General features: G+C 45.7%; 7 protein-coding genes. 4 read left to right on the plus strand and 3 right to left on the minus strand.

Annotated features, from left to right (window positions below; genetic code table 11):
- Together ACJ751_RS06640 and ACJ751_RS06645 are read left to right on the plus strand one after the other, a co-directional pair.
- Window positions 1–347 (plus strand): T9SS type A sorting domain-containing protein (locus ACJ751_RS06640; RefSeq protein WP_407744592.1); only part of this gene is annotated, 347 nt, incomplete at its 5' end.
- Window positions 348–432: 85 nt separating this feature from the next.
- Entirely contained in the window at window positions 433–909 is a 477-nt protein-coding gene (locus ACJ751_RS06645) for a group II truncated hemoglobin (RefSeq protein WP_407744593.1), read from the plus strand.
- A gap of 2 nt (window positions 910–911) precedes the next feature.
- On the opposite strand, the gene ACJ751_RS06650 is transcribed toward ACJ751_RS06645, so the two are convergent.
- From ACJ751_RS06650 to ACJ751_RS06660, 3 genes are all read right to left on the minus strand, one after another.
- Window positions 912–1,274, minus strand: coding sequence for a helix-turn-helix domain-containing protein (locus ACJ751_RS06650; RefSeq protein ID WP_407744594.1), 363 nt, complete (start codon window positions 1,272–1,274; stop codon window positions 912–914).
- 464 nt (window positions 1,275–1,738) lie between these two features.
- Window positions 1,739–2,374 carry a response regulator gene (locus ACJ751_RS06655; protein WP_407744595.1) on the minus strand — a complete coding sequence of 212 codons (636 nt, stop codon included), beginning with the start codon at window positions 2,372–2,374 and terminating at the stop codon, window positions 1,739–1,741.
- Complete coding sequence (locus tag ACJ751_RS06660; protein WP_407744596.1) at window positions 2,371–4,422, minus strand: ATP-binding protein; 2,052 nt, start codon at window positions 4,420–4,422, stop codon at window positions 2,371–2,373. Before ACJ751_RS06660 ends, ACJ751_RS06655 begins: the two co-directional genes overlap by 4 nt.
- Window positions 4,423–4,649: 227 nt before the next feature.
- Here ACJ751_RS06660 and ACJ751_RS06665 point away from each other — a divergent pair, with 227 nt between their 5' ends.
- Entirely contained in the window at window positions 4,650–7,655 is a 3,006-nt protein-coding gene (locus ACJ751_RS06665; RefSeq protein WP_407744597.1) for a PKD domain-containing protein, read from the plus strand.
- 239 nt (window positions 7,656–7,894) lie between these two features.
- A partial coding sequence (locus ACJ751_RS06670; RefSeq protein WP_407744598.1) for a right-handed parallel beta-helix repeat-containing protein occupies window positions 7,895–8,857 on the plus strand: 963 nt, incomplete at its 3' end.

Here is an 8,857-nt window from a genome sequence, read left to right on the forward strand (position 1 = left end):
CCGATAAGAATATGACTGCGGCTGTTGCTTACTACCGCATTCGCCAGGTAGATATAGATGGCAAATACGAATACTCAACTATAAAAGCCATCCACAGCAATGAAACTACCCAGGCTGCGAAGATCTATGCAAGCGGTAATATGGTGAACATTGAATTTAACCAGGAAATAAAGAACAAGGTAACTATACGGATCATCGATATGAATGGCCAGGTGATTGGACAAAAGGATAATCAACAGGCTTCATACCGGATAACCATGAACATGAACAACCATATTACCGGTATGTACATTGTGCAACTCAATGATAACGCAGGATGGAATGAAGCGAAGAAGGTGATTCTGTAATGGGAGTTTGTTTCATAAGATGCAAACTTGGCCCCGACTGTAACGTCGGGGTTTTTTATTTCTGTATCTTGCAGAAAAGCGAAACATGAAAAACGTTCCAACCTTATTCGAATGGGCAGGCGATCAGGAAACCTTTGATGCCTTATTCAAAAGCTTTTATGATAAAGTATTAAAAGACGATCTGCTGGGTGAAGTATTCAGGAACATGTCGCCGGAGCATGTAAAACATGTATCCCATTTTGTAGCGGAAGTGTTTGGTGGCGAAAAATTATATTCACATGAAGGTGGCAGTCATGCAAAGATGATAGGTAAGCATATTGGTAAAATGCTTACGGAAGAAAAACGCCAGCGATGGGTGCACCTGCTGTTACAAACTGCAGATGAAACAGGGCTTAAAAGCGATCCCGAATTTCGTTCGGCCTTTGTGGGCTACCTGGAGTGGGGCAGCCGCATAGCAGTGATCAATTCCCAGTTAACTGAGAACCCAATGCAAAAAGCCGAGCCCATGCCCAAATGGGGTTGGGGCGAAACCGGTGGACCGTATATACCAGAAGGAGAGTAGCCTTAATTCTTTATCACATCGTTCTCGTGATCTTTTTTCCACTGAATGGGTGTTATCCCAAACTCATTTTTGAAGGCTTTAATTAAGGCGCTTTTGTCTTTAAAGCCGGTGTCAAAGGCTACCGACTTCAATGGCCTGTCTTCCAACAACAATATTTTTACTCTGTTCCAGAGAAAATCGCAGCGGTATCTGAAAGCACCTTTATTAAAGAGGTGCTTAAAGCCCGCTTTTAGTTTTTTTTCTGGAATGTCAACCATTTCTGCAAGCACAGGAATAGTATAATGTTGCTCTATCTTTTCAGTGATGATCTGGGCAGCATTGCGAACCTTCTGTAGGTCCTTCAGGGAAAGGTGAACTTGGTACATGGGAAAGGTTTAATTGTTGCGCTAATCAGGTTTAAATGTCTGGTTCGGTTTAAAGCGGGAGTATTGGAAAGTAATCGTACTAACGGTTACTGGTTACGATGCAAGTGAAATTTAGGGAATATGGTTTGCTCGCCGTTATGAAATCAGAAATATATTTTGACACGTGCTCAGTAACAGGTAACCGAGAATTCGGCCGTATCAATTTCAATTGAAGAAATCTTGTTGATAATTAAGGCGATGGAGCTGTAAATTGCTTTATTACAACGTGCAAAAAAAGCACCTTTATCCAACTTGAAAATATTTTTTTTGTTGTCGTCCTCTTTCAAAACAGCAAAATTCCTGGTAGAAACAGGGCATTTATCCCCGATGCCATCCGGTGTTTGCATTCCCATCGGCCGGGGATTGTATAACTGTTTAGACTATGTGTTTTAAGAAAGAAGGCCGGGAGAACTGTTGATCCGGCGTTAATCTACCAGCCCGTTTTCGATCGCTTTCTTTACCAGGCCCGCGGTGTTTTTGGCATCGAGCTTTTGTAACAGGCTGCTGCGGTGATTGTCGACTGTATGCAGACTGATAAACAGTTTATCGGCGATCTCCTGGTTGGTATATTCCTGGGTAATTAGTTGCAGTACTTCTTTTTCGCGGCGGGTGAGCAGAGTGTTTTGTTTCTGGCCTTTGTTCCTGAACATATCGTTCACCAACTGCTGTTGTATGACAGGGGATAAAAATTGACCGCCGTTGTAAACCGTTTCAATGGCCTGTACAATGGTATTGTCATCTGAATCTTTCAGCAGGTAACCCTGGCAACCCAGTTGTAGCATTTTTTTTACCTGCACGGTTACGTCGCTGCTGGTGAGCACAATTATTTTGATGGAAGGATGTTTTTTTATCAGCTGACGGGCAAGGTCGGGGCCTTCCAGGTCGGGCAGGTTCATGTCGAGCAGCATTACATCGGGCATGGCAGTAGCAACATCTTTCAGCATGGCATTGCCGGTTGCATATACCGCTACCACGTTGATATTGGGGAAATCATCCAGGATCTTTTTCAGTCCATTGGTTACAATTGGATGATCATCAGTAATGGCTACTTTAATTGTCATTGCTCAAAGCTGTTTTGTTTTGTTGTCGCCAGGTTCAATTCAATATACACACTTGTTCCTTCACCTGGCGTACTTACCGTATCTATTTGTCCGTTCAGTAATTTTATCCGTTCGCGAATGGTCCTGAGCCCAATGCCCTCTCTATGACCGTCATCCACCGGCATTCCCCGGCCATTGTCTTCCACTGTAATGCATAGTTGCGATTCATGAAAGACGATCTGAACCAGGGCTTGCGAGGCGCCTGCGTGTTTCAGAATATTATGCATCAGCTCCTGAATAATGCGGTAAGCGGTCAATTCCACATCGCCGGGCAACCGCCTTACTTTTCCCCAGATCTCGGTATTAACCTGCAGGCTGTGTCCTTTGCGCAGGCGTTCGCAGAATAAAAGCGACGCTTTTGCCAGGCCTTCCTGCAGCAGGATCTCCGGCATCAGGTTATGGGCGGTTTTGCGCAGATCGGCCGAAGCTTCTTCCAGCATTTGCATCAGCTCGATAAAGTCATCATTAGTATGGGCGGTATTATATTTCCGCACCATGGCGCTTACCCGCGTTCGTATGGCGCCCAGCGTACCTCCAATACCGTCGTGCAGTTCCCGGGCAATGCGGCTCCGTTCTTTTTCTTCCCCGTTCACCATCGCCTGCAGACTGGCAATTTGAATTTCCTGCCGCAGGTTACGGATTTTTTCCGCTTGTAACGTTTGTTTATGGAAATTGTTCCGGTAAATCAGCACGCCGATGGCCAAAATTAATATGAAACTGGCCGAAATGGCAATGATCCAGAAATTTTTCGTTTTTAACCGGCTTTCATTCCGTTCAATGGCCAGCTCCTGCTGGGCTAGTTGTTTATCTTTATCGCTCAGCCGGTATTTTACCTCCATGTCATACATCATCTCCAGCTTCTGTATCCGTTGCACACTATCGCGTATCTGCGAATATTGTTTCCGATGTTCATTCGCTTTTTTGTACTGACCCAGGGCTTCATAGGCATCGGCCAGGGTTTTGTGTGCATGGTCGCTGAGGTGCATGATCTGGAAACTGTTTGCCCTGGCCAGCGCCGGTTCGGTAATGGCAATGGCTTTTTTCCAGTCGTGCTGCATAGCGTATGCTTCGCCCTGAAAAATATTGGCAAATACCACGTACCTGTTCTCGCTTTGTCGTTGCTCAGGGATTTCGGCAAGGGCTTTTTTATAATACTGCAAAGCTGCTTCGGGCCGCTTATCATCCATATACGTTAACCCGATGTTGAGCAGGGTGGCAATGGTCATGGAAAGGGAGGCTTTCATGGCCTGACCCAATTGCAGGTGCCGCTCACAATAGTAGCGGGCTGAGTCGTTCTGACCTATATTATTATAATACCCGCCTTTATGGAAATAGATCTTCAACAGCAGGGAACTGTCGTTGGTCGCCAGGGCATTGCGTTCAATGTTGTTGATGCGTTGCACCACTTCCCGAATATACAGGTCGTTGTGAATATCTTCATGGGCGTTGAGCCAGAATTGTAAGATGCTGCACAGCACGCCTATTTGCGCGCGGGGGTTCGTGACCTTGTTGTTTTCCAGTTCCCGAAGGGCCGTATAGCGATAATAGGAGCAGGAGTCGTATCTGTTTTGATAATAAAAGATCTCCGACAGGGCCAGGTAAACCGAAGCGATGAGTTCGTGGCCGCGAATGTCGTCGGAGCACCAGTTCAGGGCCTGACGGGCATAGGATACCGAGTTTTCTTTTTGCTCTTTATTATTATAGCAGCGGCTAATGCCAAAAAGTGTTTTAGCCATGCCATAGTTGTATTGCAGCCGTTGGCTGGCGCGCATAGTCTGGTTGTATAGCATCATGGCGCTGTCAATAAACTGTTCCCGTAAACCATCGGCTGTTTTAATAACCGCGTTTATGGAAGTAGTGTCATTCAGACGTGTACCGGTAACTATCGTTTGGCGGGTGTTTTCAGAAACAGCGACCTGGCCAGGGGCGTTCAATGAAAACAGGTTCATACAGCAACACAGCAAGAGCAAGCATAATAAGCGAACTGCAATGCTATTCTTACGCCACATACATATACTTTTTTAATGATGGTGATTTTCGCTGGCAGGCAAGTGTTCAGTAACATGGGATAAAGCCAGGTAAAGTAAGCATGGTATGCTAGTTAACGGAAAATTAACACCATTTAGCGGGTTGACGAAATAAAATAGTGCTTTTCCACTATTTTTCTTTTAGGTGTTTTGGGTTGGTCGGTTACCGGCGGGTACAAAATAAATTAGCAGGTAAAAGCTAACTGATATTGAGAGTCATTCTGACATTTATTTTAGCAGGTACCTGCTTTTTGTCATTCGGACAAAACTTTACCAACAAGGGAAGAGAGTTTTGGGTGGGCTACGGCCACAATGCGCTTTTTTATTCCGGCAATGCACAGGAGATGGTTTTATACCTGAGCGCCGATCAGCCTGCGAATGTTAAAGTAAGCATTTCCAATACTTCCTGGGTAAGGAACTATACTGTTGCCCCCGGCCAGGTAGTGGTATCTGATCTCATTCCCAAATCCGGGCCGGAAGATTGTCGCCTCGTAGGGGAGGGAATTTCCCGAAAGAATATACATATTGAAAGTGATGTGCCCATTGTTGCCTATGCGCATGTGTTTGGTCAGTATAGCTCCGGCGCTGCCATGTTGTTACCGGTTGAAACGTATGGCTATACCTATGTTTCCTGCAATACGAGTCAGAGTTATGATGCTGATAGCCATTCCTGGTTTTACGTGGTGGCGGCAGAGGACAATACCCGGGTGCGGATAAACCCTTCCCTTACTACTGCAAGTAATGTGCAGCGGAACCAGGCATTTGAAGTAGCATTGAACAAAGGAGAGATCGTTAATGTAATGGGAGCTACAAACGGTAGCGGTATAGGTAATGATATGTCGGGCAGTACTATTCTTTCTATTGCCGGGGCCGATGGCAAATGCCACCCTGTTTCCGTGTTTTCAGGAAGCAGCCGTACTGTGATCTGTCCTTCAGGTGCGGGACTTCCCAGCGGAGATTTTATTATGCAACAGGTTTTTCCGGCCACAGCCTGGGGTGCGCGTTACCTAGCAGGCATTACTGCCAACACCGATGATATTAACGTGCCAGGAGTAAACCGTTTCCGTGTATATGTGCGCGATAAATTAACGCAGGTATTTGTAAACGGCGTTAAGCAGACCAGCATGGACCAGTATGGTTACTTTTACGATTTCGCCGCTAATACACCGCAATATATTACAGCCGATAAACCAATCATGGTTGCCCAGTTGATCGTTTCCCAGGAAGGTTGTAACACCAGTTCTACAAGTTACAACGATCCCGAAATGATCTTTTTGAGCCCGATGGAACAGGCTATCACAAATGTTTCATTCTACAGCGCCGAAAAGGAAAATATCCTGAACAATTATTTAATGCTCACCATTCACCAGAATGGAATAAACTCCCTGTCGATAGATGGCAGCACACCCGGCGCTGGTACCGCCCTGGATCTTGTGCTCGATTGTCCCGGTTTACCCGGTTATAAAGTTGTAGTAAAAGAATTTCCGAAAACTGCGGCCCAGCATAACGTGCGCAGCGATTCGGCTTTCAATGCCATCGCTTATGGTTTGGGTGATCACGAAAGCTATGGTTATAATGCGGGCAGTTACGTGAACAATCTCACCTACATTACCGAAGTTAAAAACGACAGCAGCTCCACTGCCAATACTTATACCTGTCCTAATACACCCTTTTCAATTACAGTAAAAACATTGTATAATGTAACCGGGATTATTTGGGGATACGGCACCTTGCCGGGTTTTCAACCCAATGGTAATATCAATTACTCAAACCCGGTACTTGATGGTACGGAAGTGATAAATGGAAAAACCTACAATGTTTATAAACAACCCTTACCGGCCATGGCGCCTGGAGTTGGCACTTATTATGTGCCGATAACCATTGTATCGCCTTCTATTGATAATTGTACCAACAGTGAAAAGATAATTGTAGAAGTAAAGGTATTACCGGGGCCTACAGCCGATTTTACGGCGATGCCGGATTGTGCTACGAAAACCACTGCCTTTACCGCCAGCTCTACTGACCCATTGATTGATAAATGGCTCTGGAATTTTGGCGATAAAACGTCTGACAATGTAATGCAGCCAAACAAGGCCTATGCGGCCGGTGGAACTTTTACCGTAAACATGTGGGCCTTCAGAAGCAGCGATGGTTGTGCCGGCATGGCCACCAAAACAGTAAGCATACCGGCTATGCCTAAAGCCGCATTTGATCCGCCTGCTGTAGTGTGTATGCCAAATGGCACTGCCATTTTTGTAAACAAAACCACGGTTCCAGGGGTGTTTACCGGTACATTACAATATGGCTGGAACTTTGGAGATGGTGGAACCGCGCCCGATAAGAATCCCACGCATAACTATGCGGCTCGCGGCTCCTATCCGGTTAAACTGGTTGTTACAACAGACCAGGGATGTGCAGATTCAATAACTACCACCATTGCTACTTTTGCCGACAGACCTGTTGCCGGTATTGGGGTAAGCAATCCTGAACAATGTGCCGGAACATCCTTCGGCTTTACTGATAAAAGTACGCTGCCAGGTAATGCCACCGGCGCCAAATATAAATGGACTTATGGCGATGGCACTACCGGAACAACAGCTAATCCTTCCAAAATCTATAAACAAGCCGGTTCCTATACAGTGACCATGACTGTTACCAGCAGTGAAGGTTGTATCTCTGATACCGCTTCCACCGTGGTAAAAATATACGCAACGCCCGTGGTTGATGCCGGACCGGATCTGATAACAGAACCCGGTAAGGCCGTACTGTTAAACGCAACGGTAACCCCGGCTATCGCTACTGTTACCTGGTCGCCCCCAACGAGTTTATCGAGCCCCAACCAGTTACAACCCATGGCTTCGCCTGCGGAAACCCAACGGTATTACATAACTGCTACCGGTGAAAAGGGTTGCTCCAGCACAGACAGCATGTTGTTGAAAGTGTTTAAGGAATTGAAAGTTCCCAATGCCTTTACTCCAAACGGGGATGGCAAGAACGATACCTGGCGTATTCCGGGGCTCGAAGATTACAAGAATGCAACCGTACAGGTATTTAACCGCTGGGGTCAGATCGTATTCAAAAGCACCGGTTACAGCAATCCCTGGCGCGGCGATATAAATGGTACGCCATTACCAACCGGCGCCTACTATTATGTTATTCAACCGAAGGAAGGTGGACATGGTACTATATCTGGTATGGTAATGATTGTGAGGTAAGGCAGAAGGCAGAGAATTTACCGGTGATGCAAGATCGTATATTAATCTCAAAGATCGCGAGTTGTTTGCCGTTTGCCGTTTCACGTTTGCCGATTCCAATAGTGCAAAACCACTGTTTTTTGTTTCGGCTGTTAACATTGGGGTAACACGGTTAACACTGCAATAACTTTAAGCGACATAATAAAACGCCCAACCTGTTACACGTTGAGCGTTCAGATTAAAAAACCAATTCTACTGCTATGCGTATTTTGAAACGCCTGCGTTCGTATTGTAATTTATTTGTAGTAAGGATCATTGTGATTGGTTGCCTGTGTGCACCTGTTAGCATGCTACAGGCTCAGATCTCAGGAAATTATACCATCGATAGCAGACAACCAACAGCCGGCAGAACCTTCAATTCATTTAATGATTGTGTGACCTTCCTGTCTGGTGGCCTTACCGGCGCCGTTACTGTTACGGTGGCAGCAGGTAGTGGTCCGTATAATGAGCGTATCCTCTTAATAGAAGATATTAAAAGTTCCGCTACCAAACCGCTTATTTTCAATTGTAATGGTGTTACGCTTACTTATCTTTCAACTGACGCCTTTAACCGGGAGTTGGTTATGCTGAATCATGTTAACTACGTGACCATCGATAACCTGAAGATCGTTCCCACGGCGCTTACCAATGCTGAGTTTGGAGTAGGGGTGCACATTGTAAATGATGCCAACCACAATACCATTCGAAATTGTACTATTTTGAACGGCGTCAATACCAATGTGCCGCAAAATAATGAAGGCATAGTTATCAACGGGTCTGTAGATTTTGCTTCTGCGCAAGGGCTCAGTCTTTGCGATAGCAACGTGATCGTTAATAATGTCATCACGGGCGGATTTACCGGTATTACCCTTTCAAGTGTACCAACGCCTACCGACCCCGTTGTTTATATGAAGGGTAACCAACTCATCGATAATAAGATCTCCGGTTTCTGGAACTCGGGTATTTATTTGTTTTACAACGATAACCTGCTGGTACAGGGCAATGATGTAAGCGCCCCGTTCGATAACAGTGCAAGTGGAATTACGCTGTTTGAGCCTAATATAAATATGCAGGTGCTCAACAACAAGATCCACCACTTTTATGACGCCGCAGCCGACCCCAATAGCACTTTCAAGGGTATTGAAGTGGGCCAGGCTTTTGCTTCAACCACTACGGCCAATGTA

Source organism: Niastella sp. (genome assembly GCF_045805085.1).
In the GTDB taxonomy this organism is placed as follows: domain Bacteria; phylum Bacteroidota; class Bacteroidia; order Chitinophagales; family Chitinophagaceae; genus Niastella.

Coding starts and splice junctions, on each gene's coding strand:
- ACJ751_RS06660 (WP_407744596.1), bottom strand. CDS start 4,422: ATGTGGCGTAAGAATAGCATTGCAGTTCGCTTATTATGCTTGCTCTTG.
- ACJ751_RS06645 (WP_407744593.1), top strand. CDS start 433: ATGAAAAACGTTCCAACCTTATTCGAATGGGCAGGCGATCAGGAAACC.
- ACJ751_RS06655 (WP_407744595.1), bottom strand. CDS start 2,374: ATGACAATTAAAGTAGCCATTACTGATGATCATCCAATTGTAACCAAT.
- ACJ751_RS06650 (WP_407744594.1), bottom strand. CDS start 1,274: ATGTACCAAGTTCACCTTTCCCTGAAGGACCTACAGAAGGTTCGCAAT.